This is a genomic window from Paracoccus sp. C2R09 (assembly GCF_018860625.1).
Classification (GTDB): domain Bacteria; phylum Pseudomonadota; class Alphaproteobacteria; order Rhodobacterales; family Rhodobacteraceae; genus Paracoccus.
Map to the genome: position 1 here is coordinate 454,272 of NZ_JAHKQB010000029.1, position 20,737 is coordinate 475,008.

The window sequence follows — 20,737 nt, forward strand, 5'->3', positions numbered from 1 at the left end:
GCCCCCCTTTTTGCCGCCTTGTTGTTCCCCCCGGCACAGGATTAGGGTCGTTGCAGCATTTGCAACATGTCCGATCACGGATCTCATGAATATCACCCTCCGCCAGCTGCGCTATTTCCTGTCCCTCTGCGAGCATGCGCATTTCACCCGCGCGGCCGAGGCGATCAACGTGACGCAGCCGGCCTTGTCCATGCAGATCCGCGCGCTGGAGGAGGAGATCGGCGCTAAGCTGGTCGAGCGGACCAGCGGCGGTGTCGTCCTGACGCCCCAGGGCCGCACGTTGGAGGAACAGGCGCGGCGGGTCATGGCATCCATGGCGGGGCTGGAACTGGCCGTACGCAGGCCGGGGCAGGGCGGTCGCCTGATGCTGGGGATGATCCCCACGGTCGCGCCCTATCTGCTGCCTGCGGCGCTGCCCCTGCTGCGGGCTCGCGATATCGGGCGCGACCTGCACCTGCGAGAGGCGCAGACCGAACGCCTGATGGACGAACTGACCACCGGCCATCTGGATGCGATCGTGGTGGCGACCCCGCCGACCGAGGCGGGCGTGGATGCGATCCCCCTGTTCACCGATCGGTTTCTTCTGGCCGGCAGCACCAACCGCATCGAGGAGATGCGCGGCCAGATCGTCGAGCCGCGCACGCTGGACCCCGGCCAGCTGCTGCTGCTGGACGAAGGGCACTGCCTGGGCGATCAGGCATTGGAGGTCTGCGGCCTTGGTCGCGGGCGCGGGCGGCTGGATCTGGGTGCGGCATCGCTGGCGACGCTGTGCAGGTTGGCGGCGCAGGGCATGGGTCTGACCTTTCTGCCCGAAATCGCGCGCGCCCAGGAACTGGCTGCCGCCCCCGGATTGACCGCAATGCGGTTCCCCGATCCGCAGCCCCTGCGCGAGGTTCTGCTGCTGCGCCGAAGTTCGACCCCGGCGGGCGGCTGGATCGACGACCTGGCAGGCATCCTGCGCCAGGCGGCGGGGCCGCTGCTGGCCTGACGCGTGGCGCGTTGCCATTCCGGTCCGAAAGGCCTATTTCTGTCGGAACCGCGACCGAAAGGAATTGCTTTGCGCGACCTACGACTTCCGGATCAGCGCCACCCGGAAAAGGCGCACCGCCCCGATCAGGCACAGCCCCGCAAACCCGACTGGATCCGCGTCAAGGCGCCGACCTCGGAAGGTTACAAGCAGACGCGCGACCTGCTTCGCGAGAACCGCCTGTCCACCGTCTGCGAGGAAGCAGGCTGCCCCAATGTCGGCGAATGCTGGAGCCAGGGCCACGCGACCATGATGATCATGGGCGAGATCTGCACCCGTGGCTGCACCTTCTGCAACGTCGCCACCGGTCGTCCAAACGATCTGGATGCGTTCGAACCGGGCCGCGTCGCCCACGCCGTCCAGAAGCTGGGTCTGAACCATGTCGTCATCACCAGCGTCGATCGCGACGATCTGGACGATGGCGGGGCCGAACATTTCGCCCAGACGATCCGCGCGATTCGCCACCGCTCGCCGGGGTCCACGATCGAGGTGCTGACGCCCGACTTCCTGAAATCGAAGCCCGGTGCGCTGGAAACCGTGGTCGAGGCGCGCCCCGACGTCTTCAACCACAACCTCGAAACGGTGCCCGCTCTCTATACCTCGGTCCGTCCGGGTGCGCGGTATTTCCATTCGCTGCGCCTGCTTCAACGGGTCAAGGAACTGGATCCCACGATGTTCACCAAATCGGGCATCATGGTTGGCCTGGGCGAGGATCGCCCGAGCGTCCTGCAGGTCATGGACGACATGCGCGCCGCCGATATCGATTTCATCACCATCGGCCAGTATCTGCAGCCGACGCCCAAGCATCACCGCGTGGACCGCTTCGTCACCCCCGAGGAATTCGCGGGCTACGAAAAGGCGGCCTATGGCAAGGGCTTCCTGATGGTTTCGGCCACGCCGCTGACGCGTTCGTCCTATCACGCGGGCGACGATTTCGCCCGCCTGCGGGATGCACGACTGGAAAAGCTGGGTCGCGCCTGAGCGGTCTTGCATTTCCCGCGGCCCCCGATTACGGATTTCCGTGCGGGGCCGCGGCCCTGCCCGGAAAGGCACCGGATCGATCCGGGGGCGTGGCGGAATGGTAGACGCGGCGGATTCAAAATCCGCTTCAGCAATGAGTGTCGGTTCGAGTCCGACCGTCCCTACCATGCCTTTCCAGAAAGTTCCGCTTTTTTGCGCATTTGGTCGCAGAGGCTTGGAACGATTGCCGCAATTGCATTGTTGTCCATTCGAAGGTGACCATCACCGAGTGAAAGGACCATGTCATGGCAAATCCGAATTCCGCCAACGATCTGCAACGCGACGCCGCAGCTGCCGCCGACGAGGCCGGCAACGACCTGCGCGAGGGCGCAGGCAAGATCCGTGACGATATCCGCGAGACCGCGCAAAACATCCGCCACAATGCCAGCGCCGAACGCCTGATGGAGAAGGGCGCCGGGCTGGTCAACGAAGCGTCGGATGCCGGTCGCGAATATGTCGATCGCGCGCGCACCGCAGGTCGCGAATACACCGAACGCGCCAAGGCCGAAGCCGACCGTCTCTATGCCAAGGGGCAGCATCTGGCCGATGATGCGGGGGCCTATGCCGAACTGCGCTATGACGAGGTGTCGGACATGGTTCGCCGCAACCCGGCGCAATCCCTAGGTATCGCGGCGGGGGTCGGTTTCCTCGTCGGTCTGCTGATCTCGCGTCGTTGAGGCCGCGGTGATCGAGTTCGCGCAGAACCTGAAGCGCGGAGTCTCGGACAGCTTCAGAAGGGCAGGGCTCAAGGCGGCGGGCGGCGTTGTTGCCGCCGTCGCATTGGGCTTTCTTGTCGCGGCGCTCTGGTCGTTTTTGGCGAATGATCTGGACTGGGGTTCGACCTTGGCATCCCTTGCGATCGGGGTCCTGCTGCTGCTGATCGCGCTGATCGTGATCCTGTCCGCGCGCAAGCGACGTCACGAGATGCCGACCGGCGACGATCTGAAGCGAGAGATGCAGGCCCGTTTGGCGGTTGCCAAAAACGCCGCCGTCGATCAGGCGCGTTCGAAGTTCGACGATGTCGTTCAGCCATTGCGTGACAGCGCGGCCAAGGTCGGCCTTGCGCCATCGACTGCCGCATCGGCACGGTCGGGCATGGTGAAGGGGACCGAGCAGGTTCACGACATGGCCGAGACCAATCTGGGAAGCATGGGCAAGCTGATCGGTGCATTTGCCGTCGGCCTGACGATCGCATCCGCGATCCGCGACAGGAACCGAGACGAGGAAGAAGACGACTTCTACGATGACCTGTGAAAAGGGCGCCCGGTGGGCGCCCTTTCTGTTTCGTCAGCCGTTGGCTTCGCGAATGCGGTCGGCGGCTTCCTTGTCGAAGGCCACGCCCTTCTGTTCGAACATCTGGTCCAGTTCGCCCGACAGCGTCATCTCGGTGATGATGTCGCAGCCGCCCACGAACTCGCCCTTGATGTAGAGCTGCGGGATCGTCGGCCAATCCGAAAAATCCTTGATGCCTTGGCGGATGTCCTGATCGGCAAGGACGTTTACGTCCTGATAGCCGACATTCATGTAGTTCAGGACGCCTGCGACCCGGCTGGAGAAACCGCATTGCGGCATTTCCTTGGTGCCCTTCATGAACAGCACGACATCGCTGCTGTCGATGGCTTCCTGGATGCGGGTGGTCACGTCGCTCATCGCGTGTATCCTTCCATTCGAAAAGCCCGCCGATCGGGCGGGCCAGTGTCAATTCTGCCGGGGCAGGGTGGTCAATCCGGTGCCTTGGTGGTCAGGGCCAAGGCGTGCAATTCACCGTTGCTGCCATCCATCTTGCCCTTCAACGCGGCATAGACAGCACGCTGTTGCTGGACACGGTTCATTCCGCGAAAGGATGCGTCGATGACCTCGGCGGCATAGTGATTGCCGTCTCCGGCCAGGTCGGTGATCGTGATCTGGGCGTCGGGAAAAGCCTCTTTGATCAGGGCTTCGATCTCATGCGCTTCAATCGCCATTCTACATCCTCGTATCGGTATCCCAAAGATGTAGGGGAACCCACAGAGGCCTGCAAGTGCCGGGGCGACAGCGCATGAAGATGCCGCCCCGAAGCAATGTCAGTTCGCAGCGGTGATCGCGCCTGCGGTGGCGCCGGCTGCGGCACCCACGGGGCCTGCGACTGCGGCACCGGCAAGGCCGGTGGTGGCTGCGCGTTCGCCGACGGTGTCGCCGCAGGCTGCAAGGGTCAGCGTGGCGGCAAGGACTGCGATGGTCTTGGTGATGGACATGGGATCCTCCGGTTTTGGCATCTATGGCATGACGCATGGCGCGGGCAGGGGTTCCACGCCCTGCGACGGGGGCCGCGCCATATCCCGCCCATGCGCCTGCCTGCATCGCGCGCGATCGTCGAATTGTACGACCTTATCAATCCCTTGCATGCACGGGCTGCCCATGAACCGGGCGGGTTCGGAAAATGCCCGATGACGCCCATGTCGGATGAAACGAATTGGCCGCGATGTCGTTGGCCCCGCGAACCGACCCGAAACGCGGCACCAAACGCAAGAGGCACCCCTTGGGCGAAGCGAAGTTCGACCTGCACCTGATCGACTATGCGATCGTGGCAATCTATTTCATCGCGATCGTGGCGCATGGCCTGCATGTGTCCCGCAAAAACAAGGGCGGGGCGGAGGAATACTTCCTCGCCGGGCGGTCGTTGCCCTGGTATCTGATCGGCTTCTCTCTGTTTGCGTCGAACATGTCGGGATCCAGCTTCGTGGGCCTGATGGGTGGGGCCTATGACAACGGGATCGTCATCTACAATTACGAATGGACCGCCGCCTTCGTCCTGATCCTGTTCGCGATCTTCATCCTGCCATCCTATCTGCGGGCCAAGGTCACCACCGTCCCCGAGTTTCTGGAGGCGCGTTACGACGTCCGGTCCCGACGCGCGTTCTCGCTGTTCACGATCCTTGCGATCCTGTTCATCGACAGCGCAGGCGCGCTCTATGCCGGTGGGCTGGTGATCTCGAACGTGACCGAATACCTGAACCTCTGGACGGCGGTGGCGGTGCTTGCGCTGGTGGCAGGGATCTACACGATCCTTGGCGGGCTTTCGGCGGTCGTGGTGACGGATACGGTGCAGGCGATCCTGCTGATCGTCGCGGCGGCGGTCTTGTTCTGGCTGGGCCTGGACAAGATCGGCGGCTGGGAGGCCATGTTCGCCGATCTGCCCGAGGACAAGCAGCACCTGATCCTGCCCGCGAACGAGGATTTCCTGCCCTGGACCGGCATCTGGGGCGTGATCCTGCTGGGGTTCTACTATTTCGCGATCAACCAGTTCGTCGTCCAGCGCACGCTTGGGGCGCGGGATCTGAAACAGGGGCAGATCGGCGCGATCTTCGCGGGCTTCCTGAAGCTGCCGAACCTGTTCCTGCTGATCCTTCCCGGGCTGATCGCACTCAAGCTCTATCCCGATCTGGAGACGCCGGACCTGGCATTCCCAACACTGGCGTTCGAACTGATGCCCATCGGCATTCGCGGATTGATCATGGCCGCACTGATCGCCGCCATCATGTCATCGCTGGATTCCGCCATGAATTCCGCGGCGACGCTCGTGGTCAAGGATTTCGTGCTGCCCATGAAGGCCGTCTCTGAGAAGCGACAGGTCCAGCTGGGGCGGCTGGTCACGGGTGCGGTCATGATCTTCGGCGCGCTCTATGCCCCCATGATCGCGGGGTTCGAGAGCCTGTTCAGCTATTTCCAATCCTCGCTGTCCTATGTCGTGCCGACCATCGTCGTCGTCTATATCCTGGGGCTGTTCATCCCCTGGCTGAATGGCAACGGTGCATTCTGGACGATCGTCTTTGGGCTGGTCGTGGGCGTTCCGCTGTTCATCGCCAAGGAAGTGACGAGCATCTGGGCAGATATCGGGTTGCCCGATATCCACTATACGATCATGTCGTCGATCATGATGGCCATCGGCATCGCGCTGCATATGGGCATTTCGGCCGCGACGCGCCGCCCGGCCAAGGAAAACACCCGCGACCTCGTCTGGTCGATGGCCGAGGCCAAGGACGCCTTCCTGACCATCGAGCGGCCGATGTGGAAATCCCGCATCCTGTGGTCCGCGCTGCTTTCCGTCAGCCTGATCGCCGTCATCGTTTGGTTCTGGTGACGGGCAGATCCACCCCGAAACATCCTTGCAGCAGAAAGGGGTCCGCATGCGCGCATCCATCCTCAGTCTCTCGACGCTTCTGATCGGTTTCGCCCTCATGCAGATGGGCAACGGTTTGCAGGGAACGCTGCTGGCCGTCAGGGCAGGGATCGAGGGCTTCGGCGCGCTCTCGACCGGCCTGATCATGTCGGGCTTCTTTGCCGGGATGAGCCTGGGGTCGCTGACGGCGCCGCGCTTCATCAACCGCGTGGGCCATATCCGCACCTTCACGGCACTGGCGTCGCTGGCATCGGCGGCGGCGCTGATGCACCTGACCTTCGTCGATCCATATGTGTGGATCGTCGTGCGTGCGCTGACGGGCTTTGCCTTCGCGGGCCTGATCATCGTCACCGAAAGCTGGCTGAACGCCTCGGTCGCATCCTCGCAGCGCGGGCGGATGCTGTCGGTCTATGGGATGGCCGGGATGGCTGCGGGGGCCTTGGGACAGTTCCTGCTGAACTTGGGCGATCCGGCGACCTTCACGCTGTTCGTGCTCGTCTCGATCACCATGTCGATCGCGCTGATCCCGATCTCGCTTGCGCGCGTCGAAGGCCCGCGATCCGAGGAAGAGCAGGAACCGCCTTCGCTGCGTCGGCTGTGGCGGCTGTCGCCATATGGCGCGGTGGCCGCGGCGCTGGTGGGGGCGTCCATCGGGACGTTCTACGGTCTGGCACCGCTCTATGCGCAGCAGTTGGGATATTCGCAATCACGCATTGCGGCCTTGATCGCGTTCTTCACCATCGGCGGGCTGCTGCTGCAATTCCCGCTTGGATGGCTTTCCGACCGCGTCAGCCGCCGGGGCCTCGGGGTGACGGTCGCCTTGGTCTGCACGGTGATGATGCTGGCGCCGGTGTCCTATGTCGCACCCAGTGCGCCGATCCTGCTGCTGGGCGGTTTCGTGATCGGTGGTCTGGTTCTGCCGGCGCAAGCCATCGCCGTGGCCCATGTCCATGACCGCGCACCGGGTTCGGCATTGCTGTCGGTCTCGGGCGGGCTTGTCCTGCTGCAGGGAATAGGGGCCGCATTCGGACCGCTGATGGTCGGCGCGATCATGGACGCCACGGGGCCGCGGGGGCTTCCGCTCGGGCTGGCGCTGCTGCAAGGCGCGATCGCGGTCTGGGGCATCATCCGAATGCTGGTGCGCACCGACCCGGAAACGAGCGAGCGTTACGCCGCACGTCCGCTGACGCCGCATCCGGTCGAAGGCGATCTGCGCTGAGTATGAAAACGGATGGATCGCAGGCAGCGATCCATCCGCCAAATGCCATCCGGACGTCGGCGCAGGGCGGAAATTCGAACTGATACCTAAGTTGAGTAATCGGTATTATGTCACATGAACTGCAATTTGCGTTTGCCCCTTGCCTCGGATACGCATTTCCCGAAACCAGACGAAAGCCTGAACGTGACACCGATCCCGATAGTCTTCGACCTTGATGGAACGCTGGTCGACAGTGTTCCGGACATCCACGCCTGTGTCGCCGCGACGCTGACCCAGTTCGATCAACCGCCCTTGGACATCGCCACGGTTCGCAGCTTCGTGGGCGGCGGTGTGCAGATGCTTTGGGATCGGATCATCGCGGCAACATCGCTTGCCCCCGAACATCACCAGCGCTTGGTCGATGTCTTCATGGACCATTACCAGCAAGCCACTGCGCATTCGACGCTGTATCCCGGCGTGCTGGACGCATTGGAACAGCTGAAATCCGCCGGTCATCCCATCGGGCTTTGCACGAACAAGCCTCTGGCACCCACGCGCAAGGTTCTGGATCACTTCGGGCTGGCGAAATTCATGGCGGTCGTGGTCGCTGGCGATACCCAGCCCGAACGCAAGCCCCATCCTGCGCCCTTGCAGGCGGCCTTCGCGGAACTGGGCGGATCCGGCATTTTCGTGGGCGACAGCGAATTCGATGCGGATTGCGCGGCGGCGATGCAGGTTCCGTTCCTGCTGTTCACGCAAGGATATCGCAATACGCCCGTGGACCGGATGCGCCATGATGCAAGCTTCGACCACCATGACGCGCTGCCCGGCATCGTGCAGCGGCTGCTGCAAACGACCTGAGCGCACGGGCTGTTTCCTTGACACGGCCCCCGAACCGCGTCAATTCCGTTCCGTCATCACCATAATCAGAGGTGCGTCATGGACCTTCGCCAGATCAATCCGAACCTTGCGGTTTCGCCGCAGATCCTGCCCGAAGACGTGCCCGCGCTGGCCGATGCCGGGTTCAAGGTGCTGGTGAACAACCGTCCCGATGACGAGGTAGGCCCCGAGGTCGATCACGAGGCGATGGCCAAGGCCGCGGCGGATGCGGGGATGAGCTATCACTATCTGCCGTTCCAGCCGGGGCAGATCACGCCGGACCTGATCTCGGATTTCGGGACCGCCATCGCATCGGGCGGGCCGGTCGTCGCCTATTGCCGGTCGGGCAACCGCAGCACCGTGCTCTGGGCGCTGAACCAGGCAGGTCGCATGCCTGCACCCGAGATCGTCGAGACCGCAGCCGGCGCGGGATATGACATCAGCGGCGTCGCACCCCTGATCGAATCCCTGGCAAGCCGCAAGGGCTGAGCGGGCAAGGGGGATCCCCCTGCCCTGCCCTTTTCAGGCAGGCACGCCAAGTGCTCGCTTGACATTTGCCGTCCATCCAAGCAGCCGAAGATCCCCTACCCGAATCGCGGGGCGCTTCATCAATGCGGGTTTGGCGCCGATCATGTCGACGGGCTGCCCTGCCCGTTCATCTTCGGACATGCCGCGCCAGGTAAGGCTGGCTCGATTGACGATCTTGTCCCCGAATTCTGCGTGCAGCGTTTCACGCTCGGCATCCGACAAGGGGTCCTTCTGAACGTCGCGGAATTCGACCGTCCAACCGTGTTCTTCCAGCGATTTCTGCGCCTTGACGCAGGTCGAGCAATGCCCCAGCCCGAGCATCTGCAAAGTTTTTTCCGACATCCCCTACCCCGTTCTCAGATCAGCGGGACGAAGGGTACGCCGCAGCCCGCAAGCGCGGCAAGGGCAAGGAAACCGACAAGAAGACGCATGAGAAACCTCCGTAAGCGTGTCTTGCCCTATTCCCATGTCCGCGCGGTCGGTCGCAACGAAAAACGGGCCCCGAGGGGCCCGCTTATTGTCGCTGCATGTCGATCGCGTCAGTCGATCATCGGCAGAAGCTTGTTCAGCGAATCCTTGGCATCGCCATAGAACATGCGCGTGTTCTCCTTGAAGAACAGCGGGTTCTCGATCCCGGAATAGCCGGTGCCCTGGCCGCGCTTGCTGACGAAGACGTTCTTGGCCTTCCAGACCTCCAGCACGGGCATGCCTGCGATCGGGCTGTTCGGATCGTCCTGCGCCGCGGGGTTCACGATGTCGTTCGATCCGATGACGATGACCACGTCCGTCTTGGGGAAATCGTCGTTGATCTCCTCCATCTCCAGCACGATGTCATAGGGGACCTTGGCCTCGGCCAGCAGCACGTTCATGTGCCCGGGCAGACGGCCGGCAACGGGATGGATCGCGAAGCGAACCTCCTTGCCGGCTGCGCGCAGCTTGCGGGTCAGTTCGCTGACCGCCCCCTGCGCCTGTGCGACGGCCATGCCGTAACCCGGCACGATGACAACGCTGTCGGCGTCGTTCAGGGCCGATGCCACGCCATCGGCGTCGATCGCCACCTGCTCGCCCTCGATCTCGGCCGCGGGTCCGGTATCGCCGCCGAAGCCGCCCAGGATCACGCTGACGAACTGGCGGTTCATCGCCTTGCACATGATATAGGACAGGATCGCGCCCGACGAACCGACCAGCGCGCCCGTCACGATCAGCAGATCGTTCGACAGGGTGAAGCCGATCATCGCCGCCGCCCAGCCGGAATAGCTGTTCAGCATCGACACCACGACGGGCATGTCGGCCCCGCCGATACCCATGATCAGGTGATACCCGATGAAGAAGGCCAGAAGCGTGATCAGCACCAGCCAGAACAGTGCCGGCCCCACGCCCGTGAAGTAGAGGATGCCCAGAAGCAGCGACAGCGCCAATGCACCGGCGTTCAGCATGTGACCGCCCGGCAGCTTCTTCGGCTTGCCGTCGACCTTTCCCGCAAGCTTGCCGAAGGCCACGACCGAACCCGTGAAGGTGATCGCACCGATGAAGATCCCGAGGAAGACCTCGATCTTCAGCATCGCGATCTCGGCCGGGGTCTTGTGCGCAAGTATCGCGGCAAAGCCCGCGAATTCATGCGCGACGCCGTCGGCCTTGGCGCGCAGCACGCGGCCCAGTTCGATCTGCGCGTTGAAGCCCACGAAGACGGCCGCCAGGCCCACAAGGCTGTGCATGGCCGCGACCAGCTGCGGCATCTCGGTCATCTGGACGCGTTTCGCGACGACCCAACCGATCGCGCCGCCGATGGCGATCATGATCAGCGACAGCAGCCAGTTGCCCGCGCCCGGTCCGAACAGCGTGGCGATGACGGCCAGCGCCATGCCCACGATCCCGTACCAGATCGCGCGTTTCGCGCTTTCCTGTCCCGACAGCCCGCCAAGCGACAGGATGAACAGGACCGATGCGACCACATAGGCCGCGGTGGTGAATCCGTATTCCATTCCTGCCCCCTTACGACTTCTGGAACATGGCGAGCATGCGCCGGGTGATCATGAAGCCACCGAAGATGTTCACGCCCGCCATCAGCACGGCCAGCGCGCCCAGCAGCATGACCAGCCACGAACCCGACCCGATCTGCATCAGCGCACCCAGGATGATGATCGAGCTGATCGCGTTGGTCACGGCCATCAGCGGCGTATGCAGCGAATGGGCGACGTTCCAGATCACGCGGAAGCCCACGAAGCAGGCCAGCACGAAGACGATGAAATGCGACATGAAGCTGGCAGGCGCCACAAGACCGACCAGCAGGACCACCAGACCGCCGCCCAGCAGCAGCCCGACCTGGTTGCGGGTGTCGGCCTTGAACGCGGCGGCCTCGGCGGCCTTGCGTTCCTCGGGCGTCAGCTCCTTCTTCTTCTCCTTCGGCTTCTGGGCCGCGATGGCCGCGACCTTGGGCGGCGGGGGCGGCCAGGTCACGTCGTGATCATGGGCGACGGTCGCGCCGCGGATCACGTCATCCTCCATGTTGTGATCGAAGACGCCGTCCTTCTTGGGCGTCAGGTCGGTCACGAAATGCCGGATGTTGTTACCGTACAGTTCGGACGCCTGCGCGCCCATGCGCGACGGGAAATCGGTATAGCCGATGACGACGACGCCGTTTTCCGTGACGATCCGTTCGTCCTGGACGGTCAGTTCGCAATTGCCGCCCTTCTCGGCGGCCAGATCGACGATCACGCTGCCGGGCTTCATCGCGGCGACCATGTCCGCGGTCCACAGGACCGGCGCATCGCGGCCGGGGATCAGCGCGGTGGTGATGACCACATCCATCTGCGGTGCCAGCTCGCGGAACTTTTCCAGCTGCTTCTCGCGGAACTCGGGGCTGGAGGGCGCGGCATAGCCGCCCGTCGCGGCACCGTCTGTCGCGGCCTCGTCGAAATCGAGATACACGAATTCCGCGCCCATCGATTCAATCTGCTCGGCCACTTCGGGCCGCACGTCGAAGGCATGGACCTGCGCGCCCAGGCTGGCCGACGTCCCGATGGCCGCAAGACCCGCGACCCCTGCCCCGACGACCAGAACCTTCGCGGGCGGAACCTTGCCCGCGGCGGTGACCTGACCGGTGAAGAAGCGGCCGAAATTGTTCGCAGCCTCGATGACGGCGCGATAGCCTGCGATATTGGCCATCGAGGACAGCGCGTCCATCTTCTGCGCGCGGCTGATCCGGGGCACCATGTCCATCGCGATGGCGGTGATGCCCTGATCCTTGGCCTTGGCCAGCAGATCCTGGTTCTGCGCGGGATAGAAGAACGAGATCAGCGTCTGCCCTTCGCGCATCCCCTCTATCTCGGCCTCGGTCGGTTGGCGAACCTTGGCCACCATGTCCACCGCCGCAATCAGTTCGGCGGCGGTCTGGCAGACGGTCACGCCCGCCTTGCGATAATCATCGTCGGAAAATCCGGCACGGTCGCCCGCGCCGCTTTCGACGAAGACCTCGTGCCCCAGCTTGGCCATATGGCCGGCCGAGGAGGGAGTGATCGCGACCCGCGCCTCTCCCTCGAAGCCTTCGCGCAATGCGCCAATCTTCATGATCCTAACGTCCCCCATCGTTTTGTCACTGTCGGCGCAAGTCTTAGCACTGCGCAACATTCTTTCACAAGCGGGTCGGGATCCGGCGGCGCTGCGCATTTGACGAGGCGTCACGTTTTCCACATGTGACGCGCATGAAAAAAGGCCCGGGCGTGAACCCGGGCCTTCGTGACGGTGATCGTATGTCGATCAGTTTGCGGGGGCAGTCGTCTCGGCCTCATCGGCGGGAACGTCGCCTTCGGTGCTCAGGGCGTCGTCGACGGCCTGGGCTGCCTCGTCGGCGGCGCGACGCGCGGCGTCGGCTGCATCCGAGGCGGCCTGCGAGGCACTGTCCAGCGCGTTGTCGATCGCACTGCCAGCCTCGTCCGTCGTCTCGTCCGCGGCGGCTGCGGCGTCGTCGGCTGCGGCTTCGGCGTCGTTGGCGGCGTCCTCGGCTGCGGCAGCTGCGTCCTCGGTCGCGTTCTCGGTCGCGGCAGCGGCGTCATCGGCGGTCGATTCAGCGGCCTGCTGCGCGTCCTCGGCGTTTTCCTCGGCTGCGGCGGCTGCTTCCTCGGCGGCCTGTTCGACCTCGACGGCCGCTTCATCTGCCGCGTCGGCTGCACCCTCGGCGCCTGCCTGCAGCTGGTCCTCGGCCTCGGCGGTGGCTTCGGCTGCCTCGTCGGCGGGCTGGACGGGTTCGACCTGCTCGACGCCCGTGGTGGCGTCGGCTTCGGCCGCGGCGTTGTCGGCTTCGACCTCGGGCTCGGCCACCGGTTCGGGGGCTTCCTCGGTCGTGGTCACGGTCGTGGTGTCACCTTCGACCACCGTGTCGTCGGCGGTAAAGCGCTGCAACACGAAATAAGCCAATGCCAGCGCCAGCAGGACGCCGATGATCAGCGGCAGTGCCGACGAACGACGCTCGACCGGCTCCACATAGGTTTCCTGGTGGCGATCGGTTTTCTTCGGATCGTTGGGATCATGGCTCATGCGGATCTCCAGTTCTGTTTTTCGTTATGCCCCTCTGGCGCAAGCCTTTTTGACACCGGGCCGCAACATGCTGTCAATTGCCGAAGGGCGCAGTCCGACTTGCGGGCAGACACTCTGCCGATTAACACAATGGCAAGGCAGGGGTTCCCTCCTGCAGCTCAAATGAAAGCAAAGGCCCGCCATGCCCTCGCCGATCGATCAGCCCGTCCAGCTTCTCTCGGACTACCGCCCCTATCCTTTCCTGCTGTCCGAGACGCGCCTTGACGTCACCCTGGACCCGCATGCGACCGAGGTTGCGGCGGCCATCGACATGACCCCGCGCGAGGGGAAAGAGGATCTGATCCTGGATGGCGGCAAGGGGCTGGAGCTGCTGTCGCTGTCGATCGACGGCACACGTCCCGACGACAGGCATGTCACCCGCGACGACGAGAAACTGGTGATCGCGGCAGCGGCCCTGCCCGAGGGCCCGTTCACGCTGGAAACGCGCGTGCGGATCGATCCCGCAGCCAATACCGCGTTCGAGGGGTTGTACCTGTCCGGCGGGATCTTCTGCACCCAATGCGAGGCCGAGGGCTTTCGCCACATCACCTTCTACCCCGACCGCCCGGATGTGATGACGACCTTCCGCGTGACGATCCGCAGCGACAAGCCGGTGCTGCTGTCGAACGGCAACCCGGTCCGGCAGGAACCCGGCCTTGCGGAATGGCACGATCCCTGGCCCAAGCCCTGTTACCTGTTCGCGCTGGTCGCGGGCGATCTGACGGCGGTCAGCGACGGCTTCACCACGAAATCGGGCCGGGACGTGGCGCTGAACGTCTGGGTGCGACCGGGCGACCAGGATCGCGCGGGCTTCGCGATGGAATCGCTGATCAAGTCGATGCGGTGGGACGAGGACGTCTATGGCCGCGAATACGATCTGGACGTGTTCAACATCGTGGCCGTCGACGATTTCAACATGGGCGCGATGGAGAACAAGGGCCTCAACATCTTCAATTCCAAGCTGGTGCTGGCCAGCCCGGAAACCGCGACCGATACCGATTACGAACGGATCGAGGCGGTGATCGCGCATGAATATTTCCACAACTGGACCGGCAACCGGATCACCTGCCGCGACTGGTTCCAGCTGTGTCTCAAGGAAGGTCTGACCGTCTTCCGCGACCAGCAGTTCACCAGCGACATGCGCAGCGCACCGGTCAAGCGGATCGAGGATGTGCGCACCCTGCGCGCGCGCCAGTTCCGCGAGGATCAGGGCCCGCTGGCGCATCCCCCGCGTCCCGATCGCTACGAGGAGATCAACAACTTCTACACCGCGACCGTCTATGAAAAGGGCGCCGAGGTGATCGGCATGCTGAAGCGCCTGGTCGGCGAGGACGGCTATGCCAAGGCGCTGGATCTGTATTTCGCGCGGCATGACGGCGATGCGGCCACCATCGAGGATTGGCTGAAGGTCTTCGAGGATGCGACGGGCCGCGATCTGTCCCAGTTCAAGCGCTGGTATACCGATGCGGGCACGCCGCGACTGACCATGACCGAGGAATGGTCCGATGGCCGCCTGACGCTGCGCTTCGCCCAATCGACCGCGCCGACGCCCGGTCAACCCGACAAGCCTGCCCGGGTGATCCCCATCGCGGTGGGTCTGATCGGGCCGAATGGCGACGAGGTGCTGCCGACCCGCATCCTCGAGATGACCGAGGCGGAACAGAGCTTCTCGTTCGACGACCTAGGCGCCCGCCCGGTGGTGTCGGTGCTGCGCGGCTTCTCGGCGCCCGTGATGCTGGAACGGCAGATTGACGACGCGACCCGCGCCTTCCTGCTGGCCCATGACACCGATCCCTTCGCCCGGTGGGAAGCCGGTCGCGAACTGGCGCTGTCGGCCCTGACGCGCCTGTCCCAGGGCCAAGAATCCGGCGCGGATTACGTCGAGGCCATCGGCGCGCTGGCAGCCGACCGCAGCGCCGATCCGGCGTTCCGCGCGCTCTGCCTTGCACTGCCCTCCGAGGAGGAGATCGCCACCCGCCTTGCGGCGCAGGGTGCGATCCCCGATCCCGATGCGATCCATGCCGCCCGCGACGGACTGGCCCATCGCATCGCCGTGACGCATCAGGACCTGCTGGCCGACATCTTCGAGGCGATGGAGGTCACCGGCCCCTACAGCCCGGATGCCGATGGTGCCGCGCGCCGCGCGCTGCGCCTTGCGGCCCTGGGCCTGCTTGGCCGCATCGACAACGGGGAACGTGCGCAGGTCCTGTTCGGCGCGGCCGGCAACATGACCGAACGCATGGGCGCGTTGTCGGTGCTGCTGCGCCAGGGTCGCGGTCAGGCCGCGCTGGATGCCATGCTGGCCGAGTTCGGCGGAAATCGGCTGGTCATGGACAAGTGGTTCGCCGTCCAGCCCATGTCCGCACCACCCGAACATGCGGCCGAGGTCGCGAAGACGCTGGCCGCGCGCGACGATTTCGACTGGAAGAACCCGAACCGCTTCCGCTCGTTGATCGGGGGGTTGGCCGCGAACCATGCGGGCTTCCATGCCGCGGACGGTTCGGGCTATGATTTCACGGCGGATTGGCTGATCCGGATGGACGAGGTCAACCCGCAGATCGCCGCGCGCATGTCCACGGCATTCGAGACGTGGCCGCGCTATGATGACGGTCGCCGGGCACATGCCCTGGCTGCCTTGGAACGGATTGCCGCCCGTAGGGGTTTGAGCCGCAATACGCGCGAAATGGTCTCGCGCATGATCGCGGCCGGTGCCTGAGGTCGCGACGGTGGGGGGAAGGGACATGATCCGAACCGGGAAAGCCACGGCTGAAGCCAAGCGCGAGATGCGCGCACGTCTGGACCCGCTGATCGCGGAACGTGCGCCATGGCTCTATTCCGGCAGGCCGCATCACCGGCTGGCGAAATGGGCCATGATGTGGCTTCTGCGCTATCCCCGGACGATCGAGCTGGGTGCCCAGTTCCGCGACCTGCCCTCGGACGAGATCATGCGCCGGATGGGCGACATGATCGTTCACAACCTGACGGTCGAGGGGATGGAGAACCTGCCCGCATCGGGTCCGGCACTGATCGTGGCGAACCACCCGACGGGCATCGCGGACGGCATCTTCCTGCATGCGCTGATATCGCAGATGCGGGACGATCTGTTCATCTATGCCAATCACGACATGATCCGCGTCCTGCCGCAGACCGAGGACATGATCGCCGGCGTCGAATGGCGGCACGAGAAACGCAGCCACGCTAAGACCAAGGCCACGATGGATTACACCCGCGCCGCGCTGGAAAGCGGGCGGATCGGCCTGATCTTCCCCTCGGGGCGGCTGGCCAAGCGCGAAGGCACCGATCTGCACGAACGTCCCTGGATGGCCAGCGCCGCCATGATCGCGCGCAAGTTCGACGTGCCGGTGATCCCGCTGCGCATCCGCGCGCGCAATTCGCTGCTGTTCTATCTGTTCGACAAGATCCACCCGACGCTGCGCGACGTGACCCTGTTCAACGAGGTCCTGAACAAGACGCGTCAGCCCTATCGCGTGACGATCGGATCGCCGATCCGTCCGGCCGACCTGCCGCGCAGCGGTGACGAGGCGATCCAGCTGCTGCGCGAACGCACGCTGTCGCTGCCCGAGCCGGGCGCGACCTCGCCGCAATGGCAGCCGGGTCGTGGCATCGGGCGCGTGGTCGGGCAGCGTCGCCGGCTGAACCAGAAGGCGTGACGGAACGCGCGGGCGCCTAGAGCGCCATGTCGTCGCGATGGATCAGCGCCGCGCGACCGGCATAGCCGAGGATGGCTTCGATTTCCGCCGATTGATGGCCCGCGATCATCGCGGCCTCGGTCGCGGTATATCGCGTCAGCCCCAGACCGATGGTCTGGCCCGCCGGCCCCGTGATCGCCACGGGTTCGCCGCGGCCGAAATCGCCCTCGATCCGCGTGACGCCTGCGGGCAGCAGCGATTTCCCGCGCCCCAGTGCCGCAACCGCACCCTGATCGACATGCAGCGCGCCGCGGGGCTTCATCGCCCCGATCCAGCGCTTGCGGGCGGCCTGCGGATCGCTCTCGGGCAGGAACCAGCTGGCGCGCGCGCCATTCGCCACCGCGGACAAGGGCCGCATCACCGAACCCTCGGCAATGGCCATCGCGCAGCCCCCCGCCACGGCGGTCCGCGCGGCCATCAGCTTGGTCTTCATGCCGCCCTTGGACAGACCCGACACGGGATCGCCGCCCATCGCCTCGATCTCGGGGGTGATCGCCTCGATCACCGGCAGGTGGCGCGCATCCGGGTCGGTCTTGGGGTTCGCGGTATAGAGCCCGTCCACATCCGACAGAAGCAGCAGCTGGTCCGCGCCGCAGGTCACGGCGATCTGCGCCGCCAGGCGGTCGTTGTCGCCGAAACGGATCTCGTCGGTGGCAACGGTGTCGTTCTCGTTCACGATGGGCACCGCGCCAAGCGACAGCAGCGTCTGCATCGTCGCACGGCTGTTCAAGTAGCGGCGGCGATCGGCGCTGTCCTCCAGCGTCAGAAGGACCTGCGCGGTCTTCACGCCATGCGGGGCCAGCGCCTCTTCGTAAGCGCGCGCCAGGCGGATCTGTCCGACCGCCGCGGCCGCCTGCGCCTGTTCCAGCGGCAGCGCGCCCTGCGGCAGGTCCAGCACCCGCCGCCCAAGCGCGATCGAGCCCGAGCTGACCAGCACCACATCCGTCCCCCGGCGTCGCCATTCGGCCACGTCGTCGCACAGCCCCCGCAGCCAGTCGGCGCGCAGACCGTCGTCCCCGACCAGCAGGGCCGAGCCGATCTTGACGACCAGCCGCCGGGCGTCGCGCAGCGCCGGCGTCACGGCTGCCACGGTGCGTCGTCGCCCTCGTCCACGGGGCGGCGGCTGGGCTCGACCTCGGCCCAGAGGGCGCGCAGAACCTCCTGCACGCCCTGCTGGGCGACGCTGGACATCAGGCGGACCTTGCCGCCGATCTCGGCCTCGAGCGCGGCGTGGCGTTCCGCGATCGTATCCTCGTCCAGCGCATCGATCTTGTTCAGGACCGTCACGCGGGGCTTGTCCATCAGCACGGGGCTGTAGGCCTCCAGCTCGGTCAGGATGGTGCGCGCATCGGCCGCCACATCCTCGGAGGTGCCGTCGATCAGGTGAAGCAGCACGTTGCTGCGTTCGACATGGCCCAGGAACTGGTCGCCAAGGCCCCTGCCCTCGCTTGCGCCCTCGATCAGGCCCGGAATGTCGGCCATCACGAATTCATGTCCGTCGATGCCCACGACGCCCAGGTTCGGATGCAGCGTGGTAAAGGGATAATCCGCGATCTTGGGACGGGCATTCGACACGGTGGACAGGAAGGTCGACTTGCCCGCATTGGGCAGACCGACAAGGCCGCCATCCGCGATCAGCTTCAGCCGCAGCCAGATCGTGCGTTCGACCCCCGGCTGGCCGGGATTGGCGTTGCGCGGCGCGCGGTTGGTCGAGGTCTTGAAATGCAGGTTGCCCCAGCCGCCATTGCCGCCGCGCGCCAGAAGCACGCGCTGACCGACCTCGGTCAGGTCGGCGATCACGGTATCCTCGTCCTCTTCCAGGATCTCGGTCCCGACGGGCACGCGCAGCACGATGTCCGAACCGGATTTGCCGGTCATCTGGCTGCCCATGCCGTGCTGGCCGGACTTGGCGAAGAAATGCTGCTGATAGCGGAAGTCGATCAGCGTGTTCAGCCCGTCGACCGCCTCGGCCCAGACGTCGCCGCCATTGCCGCCGTCGCCACCGTCGGGACCGCCATATTCAACGAATTTCTCGCGACGGAAGGACACGCAGCCGGCGCCACCCCCGCCCGAGCGGATATAGACTTTTGCGAGGTCCAGAAATTTCATCGCGAGGCTCCTTGTTCGGCCCTGCGGATACGCGCTTGAGCCATATGGCGCAAGCCCGCCGCACTGGCAAAGCGCCGCGGCGCACCTATGTTTGTGACGAAGGAGTTCGCGATGATCCATTTCGACAACAGCTATGCCCGCCTGCCGCAGGGCTTCTTTGCACGCATCGACCCCACACCCGTCAGCAGCCCGCAGCTTCTGGCCCTGAACGAGGGGCTGGCCGAGAGGCTGGGACTGGATGCGGGGCATCTTGCCGGCGACGGACTGGGCGTCCTTGCGGGCAACGCCGTCCCCGAGGGGGCCGAGCCCATCGCCCAGGCCTATGCCGGTCACCAGTTCGGCGGCTTTTCACCCCAGCTGGGTGATGGCCGCGCGGTGCTTCTGGGCGAGGTGATCGCGCCAGACGGCGCGCGTTTCGATCTGCAGCTGAAGGGCTCGGGGCCGACGCCCTTTTCGCGTCGCGGCGACGGTCGCGCATGGATGGGACCGGTGCTGCGCGAATACCTGGTCAGCGAATTCATGGCCGCCATGGGCGTGCCGACGACCCGCGCGCTGGCTGCGGTGTCCACGGGCGATCTGGTGTTCCGCGAACAGGGCGGCCTGCCGGGCGCCGTGCTGACCCGCGTGGCCGCCAGCCATATCCGCGTCGGCACCTTCCAGTATTTCGCCGTCCGCGATGACAAGACCCGCCTGCAGCACCTGACCGATCACGTGATCGCGCGGCATTACCCCGATTGCGGCGACCCGCTGGCGCTGCTGGACGCGGTGGTCGAACGGCAGGCCCGGACCATCGCCGACTGGATGTCGCTCGGGTTCATTCACGGGGTGATGAACACCGACAACATGGCCATCTCGGGCGAGACGATCGACTATGGCCCCTGCGCCTTCATGGACGGGTATCACCCCGACACGGTCTTCTCCTCGATCGACCGGCAGGGGCGCTATGCCTGGGCGCAGCAGCCGCAGATCGCGGTGTGGAACCTTGCCCAGTTCGCGACCTGCCTGATCCCGCTGATGGGTGACGAGGAAACCGCGGTCGAGGCTGCCACGAAGGCGGTCCATCGCTTCGCGCCGCTCTATCAGCAGGCCTGGCTGGAACGCTTCGGCGCGAAGCTGGGCATCGACGGCACGGCGCATCAAGCGCTTGTCGAACGCCTGCTGACCCTGATGGCGGTCGAGCGTGCGGATTTCACCCGCGTCTTCGACGCCCTGACGCATGGCGATGCCCGTGACGAGTTCATGGACCGCAAGGGTTTCGATGCATGGGCGGCCCAGTGGCAGGCGCTGTCGCCGGACCGCGCGCGGATGCAGCGGGCCAACCCGCGCCGCATCCCGCGCAATCACCGGATCGAGGCGGCCATCGCATCTGCCGTCGCGGGCGACATGGATCCGTTCCGCAGGCTGCTGGATGCCTGCACCCATCCCTTCGACGACCGCGCGGAATGGGCGGATCTGGCCGTGGCCCCCACCAAGACCGAGGCGGTGCACAATACCTTCTGCGGGACCTGAATTAACTGCCGCGCGCCCCTTGCGGT

General features: G+C 65.1%; 20 protein-coding genes and 1 tRNA gene. 12 read left to right on the forward strand and 9 right to left on the reverse strand.

Annotation, left to right across the window (positions count from 1 at the left end; genetic code table 11):
* Positions 1-85: 85 nt before the first annotated feature.
* From KO490_RS14115 to KO490_RS14135, 5 genes are all read left to right on the forward strand, one after another.
* Complete coding sequence (locus tag KO490_RS14115; RefSeq protein WP_216020032.1) at positions 86-988, forward strand: LysR substrate-binding domain-containing protein; 903 nt, start codon at positions 86-88, stop codon at positions 986-988.
* A gap of 69 nt (positions 989-1,057) precedes the next feature.
* On the forward strand, positions 1,058-2,008 hold the full coding sequence (gene lipA / locus KO490_RS14120) for a lipoyl synthase (RefSeq protein WP_216020033.1): 951 nt from the start codon (positions 1,058-1,060) through the stop codon (positions 2,006-2,008).
* An 83-nt stretch (positions 2,009-2,091) separates the two neighbouring features.
* Positions 2,092-2,175, forward strand: a tRNA-Leu gene (locus KO490_RS14125).
* A 117-nt stretch (positions 2,176-2,292) separates the two neighbouring features.
* Positions 2,293-2,724, forward strand: a complete 432-nt coding sequence (locus tag KO490_RS14130; RefSeq protein ID WP_216020034.1) for a YqjD family protein — start codon at positions 2,293-2,295, stop codon at positions 2,722-2,724.
* A 7-nt stretch (positions 2,725-2,731) separates the two neighbouring features.
* The gene (locus KO490_RS14135; RefSeq protein WP_216020035.1) at positions 2,732-3,301 is read left to right on the forward strand and encodes a phage holin family protein; all 570 of its coding nucleotides are present in this window, start codon (positions 2,732-2,734) and stop codon (positions 3,299-3,301) included.
* A gap of 33 nt (positions 3,302-3,334) precedes the next feature.
* Here KO490_RS14135 and grxD read toward each other — a convergent pair whose 3' ends face one another.
* From grxD to KO490_RS14150, 3 genes are all read right to left on the reverse strand, one after another.
* The gene (gene grxD, locus KO490_RS14140) at positions 3,335-3,697 is read right to left on the reverse strand and encodes a Grx4 family monothiol glutaredoxin (protein WP_216020036.1); all 363 of its coding nucleotides are present in this window, start codon (positions 3,695-3,697) and stop codon (positions 3,335-3,337) included.
* A 71-nt stretch (positions 3,698-3,768) separates the two neighbouring features.
* Positions 3,769-4,011, reverse strand: a complete 243-nt coding sequence (locus KO490_RS14145; protein ID WP_216020037.1) for a BolA/IbaG family iron-sulfur metabolism protein — start codon at positions 4,009-4,011, stop codon at positions 3,769-3,771.
* A gap of 99 nt (positions 4,012-4,110) precedes the next feature.
* Entirely contained in the window at positions 4,111-4,281 is a 171-nt protein-coding gene (locus KO490_RS14150) for a hypothetical protein (RefSeq protein WP_216020038.1), read from the reverse strand.
* A gap of 284 nt (positions 4,282-4,565) precedes the next feature.
* Between KO490_RS14150 and KO490_RS14155 the strand changes: the two genes are divergently transcribed.
* The 4 genes from KO490_RS14155 (at position 4,566) to KO490_RS14170 (ending at position 8,772) form a co-directional block, all read left to right on the forward strand.
* A complete protein-coding gene (locus tag KO490_RS14155) occupies positions 4,566-6,167 on the forward strand; it encodes a sodium:solute symporter (RefSeq protein ID WP_216020039.1) in 1,602 nt (533 codons plus the stop codon).
* A gap of 46 nt (positions 6,168-6,213) precedes the next feature.
* The gene (locus KO490_RS14160; protein ID WP_216020040.1) at positions 6,214-7,425 is read left to right on the forward strand and encodes an MFS transporter; all 1,212 of its coding nucleotides are present in this window, start codon (positions 6,214-6,216) and stop codon (positions 7,423-7,425) included.
* A 126-nt stretch (positions 7,426-7,551) separates the two neighbouring features.
* The gene (gene gph / locus KO490_RS14165; RefSeq protein ID WP_252727182.1) at positions 7,552-8,265 is read left to right on the forward strand and encodes a phosphoglycolate phosphatase; all 714 of its coding nucleotides are present in this window, start codon (positions 7,552-7,554) and stop codon (positions 8,263-8,265) included.
* A 78-nt stretch (positions 8,266-8,343) separates the two neighbouring features.
* Positions 8,344-8,772, forward strand: a complete 429-nt coding sequence (locus KO490_RS14170) for a TIGR01244 family sulfur transferase (protein ID WP_216020041.1) — start codon at positions 8,344-8,346, stop codon at positions 8,770-8,772.
* 33 nt (positions 8,773-8,805) lie between these two features.
* Here KO490_RS14170 and KO490_RS14175 read toward each other — a convergent pair whose 3' ends face one another.
* The 4 genes from KO490_RS14175 to KO490_RS14190 form a co-directional block, all read right to left on the reverse strand.
* Positions 8,806-9,153 (reverse strand): arsenate reductase family protein, encoded by a 348-nt coding sequence (locus tag KO490_RS14175; RefSeq protein WP_252727183.1) that lies wholly within the window; start codon positions 9,151-9,153, stop codon positions 8,806-8,808.
* Positions 9,154-9,350: 197 nt separating this feature from the next.
* Complete coding sequence (locus tag KO490_RS14180) at positions 9,351-10,793, reverse strand: NAD(P)(+) transhydrogenase (Re/Si-specific) subunit beta (RefSeq protein WP_216020042.1); 1,443 nt, start codon at positions 10,791-10,793, stop codon at positions 9,351-9,353.
* A gap of 10 nt (positions 10,794-10,803) precedes the next feature.
* Positions 10,804-12,378, reverse strand: coding sequence for a Re/Si-specific NAD(P)(+) transhydrogenase subunit alpha (locus KO490_RS14185; protein ID WP_216020043.1), 1,575 nt, complete (start codon positions 12,376-12,378; stop codon positions 10,804-10,806).
* Positions 12,379-12,567: 189 nt separating this feature from the next.
* Positions 12,568-13,344 (reverse strand): hypothetical protein, encoded by a 777-nt coding sequence (locus tag KO490_RS14190; protein ID WP_216020044.1) that lies wholly within the window; start codon positions 13,342-13,344, stop codon positions 12,568-12,570.
* Positions 13,345-13,525: 181 nt separating this feature from the next.
* Between KO490_RS14190 and pepN the strand changes: the two genes are divergently transcribed.
* Together pepN and KO490_RS14200 are read left to right on the forward strand one after the other, a co-directional pair.
* Complete coding sequence (gene pepN, locus KO490_RS14195; RefSeq protein WP_216020045.1) at positions 13,526-16,099, forward strand: aminopeptidase N; 2,574 nt, start codon at positions 13,526-13,528, stop codon at positions 16,097-16,099.
* 25 nt (positions 16,100-16,124) lie between these two features.
* Positions 16,125-17,054, forward strand: a complete 930-nt coding sequence (locus tag KO490_RS14200; RefSeq protein ID WP_252727184.1) for a lysophospholipid acyltransferase family protein — start codon at positions 16,125-16,127, stop codon at positions 17,052-17,054.
* Between the two features lie 16 nt (positions 17,055-17,070).
* Here KO490_RS14200 and proB read toward each other — a convergent pair whose 3' ends face one another.
* The gene (gene proB, locus KO490_RS14205) at positions 17,071-18,174 is read right to left on the reverse strand and encodes a glutamate 5-kinase (RefSeq protein WP_371822365.1); all 1,104 of its coding nucleotides are present in this window, start codon (positions 18,172-18,174) and stop codon (positions 17,071-17,073) included.
* On the reverse strand, positions 18,171-19,202 hold the full coding sequence (gene obgE / locus KO490_RS14210; protein ID WP_216020047.1) for a GTPase ObgE: 1,032 nt from the start codon (positions 19,200-19,202) through the stop codon (positions 18,171-18,173). Before obgE ends, proB begins: the two co-directional genes overlap by 4 nt.
* 111 nt (positions 19,203-19,313) lie before the next feature.
* Here obgE and KO490_RS14215 point away from each other — a divergent pair, with 111 nt between their 5' ends.
* Positions 19,314-20,711 (forward strand): YdiU family protein, encoded by a 1,398-nt coding sequence (locus KO490_RS14215; protein WP_216020048.1) that lies wholly within the window; start codon positions 19,314-19,316, stop codon positions 20,709-20,711.
* Positions 20,712-20,737 lie beyond the last annotated feature (26 nt).

What these genes read in the sequence shown, in the direction of transcription:
- KO490_RS14200 (WP_252727184.1), top strand. Translation starts at nt 16,125, where the DNA reads ATGATCCGAACCGGGAAAGCCACGGCTGAAGCCAAGCGCGAGATGCGC.
- KO490_RS14145 (WP_216020037.1), bottom strand. Translation starts at nt 4,011, where the DNA reads ATGGCGATTGAAGCGCATGAGATCGAAGCCCTGATCAAAGAGGCTTTT.
- KO490_RS14115 (WP_216020032.1), top strand. Translation starts at nt 86, where the DNA reads ATGAATATCACCCTCCGCCAGCTGCGCTATTTCCTGTCCCTCTGCGAG.
- KO490_RS14215 (WP_216020048.1), top strand. Translation starts at nt 19,314, where the DNA reads ATGATCCATTTCGACAACAGCTATGCCCGCCTGCCGCAGGGCTTCTTT.
- pepN (WP_216020045.1), top strand. Translation starts at nt 13,526, where the DNA reads ATGCCCTCGCCGATCGATCAGCCCGTCCAGCTTCTCTCGGACTACCGC.
- KO490_RS14180 (WP_216020042.1), bottom strand. Translation starts at nt 10,793, where the DNA reads ATGGAATACGGATTCACCACCGCGGCCTATGTGGTCGCATCGGTCCTG.
- KO490_RS14190 (WP_216020044.1), bottom strand. Translation starts at nt 13,344, where the DNA reads ATGAGCCATGATCCCAACGATCCGAAGAAAACCGATCGCCACCAGGAA.
- grxD (WP_216020036.1), bottom strand. Translation starts at nt 3,697, where the DNA reads ATGAGCGACGTGACCACCCGCATCCAGGAAGCCATCGACAGCAGCGAT.
- KO490_RS14170 (WP_216020041.1), top strand. Translation starts at nt 8,344, where the DNA reads ATGGACCTTCGCCAGATCAATCCGAACCTTGCGGTTTCGCCGCAGATC.
- KO490_RS14185 (WP_216020043.1), bottom strand. Translation starts at nt 12,378, where the DNA reads ATGAAGATTGGCGCATTGCGCGAAGGCTTCGAGGGAGAGGCGCGGGTC.
- KO490_RS14150 (WP_216020038.1), bottom strand. Translation starts at nt 4,281, where the DNA reads ATGTCCATCACCAAGACCATCGCAGTCCTTGCCGCCACGCTGACCCTT.
- KO490_RS14160 (WP_216020040.1), top strand. Translation starts at nt 6,214, where the DNA reads ATGCGCGCATCCATCCTCAGTCTCTCGACGCTTCTGATCGGTTTCGCC.
- KO490_RS14175 (WP_252727183.1), bottom strand. Translation starts at nt 9,153, where the DNA reads ATGTCGGAAAAAACTTTGCAGATGCTCGGGCTGGGGCATTGCTCGACC.
- obgE (WP_216020047.1), bottom strand. Translation starts at nt 19,202, where the DNA reads ATGAAATTTCTGGACCTCGCAAAAGTCTATATCCGCTCGGGCGGGGGT.
- KO490_RS14130 (WP_216020034.1), top strand. Translation starts at nt 2,293, where the DNA reads ATGGCAAATCCGAATTCCGCCAACGATCTGCAACGCGACGCCGCAGCT.